The organism is Veillonella parvula, assembly GCF_024461875.1.
In the GTDB taxonomy this organism is placed as follows: Bacteria; Bacillota; Negativicutes; order Veillonellales; family Veillonellaceae; genus Veillonella; species Veillonella parvula_I.
The window spans coordinates 1-212 of the sequence record NZ_JANGAL010000164.1 but is presented as its reverse complement, the minus strand read 5'-3'; the positions used below and the strand labels follow the sequence as shown (position 1 = coordinate 212).

At 42.5% G+C, this 212-nt stretch carries 1 protein-coding gene; it reads left to right on the top strand.

Going from position 1 to position 212, the window contains the following annotated elements; genetic code table 11:
- On the top strand, nucleotides 1-212 hold a 212-nt coding region (locus tag NE668_RS10220), incomplete at both ends, for a hypothetical protein (RefSeq protein WP_256196966.1).

The following is a 212-nucleotide window of genomic DNA, read 5'->3' as shown; positions in this document are numbered from 1 at the left end:
AAAGTCAAAGACGTTCCGCAGTGGGTAGATCGCGTATATTCGGCAGATCTTCTTGTTCAATTATACGATTATTACGGAACATTGAAGCATGGATATTTTAACAGCGTGCTCGGACAGAAAGACTGTCTTGCCACAACGGACGGATATAATTATCTGGCGATCAACGATGATGTATGGGTTTATACAGGAGTTACTTCGATCACAGGCGATCA